Source organism: Vibrio sp. 779(2023), from assembly GCF_033344285.1.
In the GTDB taxonomy this organism is placed as follows: domain Bacteria; phylum Pseudomonadota; class Gammaproteobacteria; order Enterobacterales; family Vibrionaceae; genus Vibrio; species Vibrio alginolyticus.
Window position 1 is genome coordinate 1 of record NZ_JAWPOM010000198.1, and the last position, 1092, is coordinate 1092.

General features: G+C 50.4%; 1 protein-coding gene and 1 pseudogene. Both read right to left on the minus strand.

Annotated elements, in window-relative coordinates:
* Positions 1 to 412: pseudogene (gene fliI, locus R8O70_RS26050) on the minus strand (flagellum-specific ATP synthase FliI); the annotation flags it as partial.
* Positions 405 to 1091: a flagellar assembly protein FliH gene (gene fliH / locus R8O70_RS26055; RefSeq protein ID WP_031842910.1), complete on the minus strand. Its 687-nt coding sequence runs from the start codon at positions 1089 to 1091 to the stop codon at positions 405 to 407. The gene fliH and the pseudogene fliI, both read right to left, overlap by 8 nt.
* Position 1092 lies beyond the last annotated feature (1 nt).

Here is a 1092-nt window from a genome sequence, read left to right on the forward strand (position 1 = left end):
GTTTAGGTTCAAGTGAAACACGATCGCCTCCTTTAAGCGGCATGCCGTCATCCAATGGCTCGCCTAAGCCGTTCACCACGCGCCCCATCCACTGAGAGCTGAGTTGCACGGTACTGTCGCCGTCTAATGGGATCACCTTCGCACCGGCAAACAAACCGCCTAAACGGCGGATTGGCATTAAGTACGCAACGGTATGATCGAAGCCGACCACTTGTGCTTCGATCATATCGCCTTCGGCGGTTTCCACTAAGCAACGTTGCTCAAGCTTAAAACGACATCCAACCGCTTGTAACATCAAGCCGTTCACTTTAATCAAGCGTCCGGTTACTCGCGCAACAGGAATAGAATCAAGCGATGCTAATGCATCGCTCAAACGCTCACTTAATAGTTCGTGGCTTAATGTACTACTCATTTTCAGACTCAACCTGTGGAATGCTGACTTCGTCTAACAAGTGCTGTTTTACGTTGTCCATGCACGCCTCTAAGCGTGAATCACAACTGGCGTCTGCTTCCGCATCATCCGTCACCAACTGACAACCACCAATTGGCAGTTCGTTGTTGGCAACCAGCTTCCAAGACTTAGGCAGATCCGCGTTAATGTGCGTAATGCGTTCTAGATCTTGTGGATTGAGATGAACCGTCACGGTTTCCGCTTTGCCCGGCATCGCAGACAGTGTTTCATCCACCAGCGCCAGAATTTGCTGTGGCATCAGAGTAAGCTCGGCACGAATCACCTGCTGAGCCACCTTCTGTACCAACTCACAAATCATGTGGCGTTGCTGCTGCTCTTTTTCACTTTGCCAGCGAGACAAGGCTTGGAACAAGTCATTAACTGGCTTCGCCGCTTCTAAAAAGCCTTGCTTACCAGCTTGTTCACCAGAAACAAATCCTTTCTGAAAGCCTTCTTTCTGGCCATCGAGCAAGCCTTGTTGCTTACCTTGCTCGATGCCTTGGCGTAAACCTTCTTCATGACCTTGTTGCAGCCCCTGTTGGAAACCTGCTTCAAGTTGCTGCTGAATGTCCACTTGCGACTCTTGCCAACCTTGGTTGTCCAAGCCGAACTCTTCATCAACCGCAACTGGCTGAGCCAGC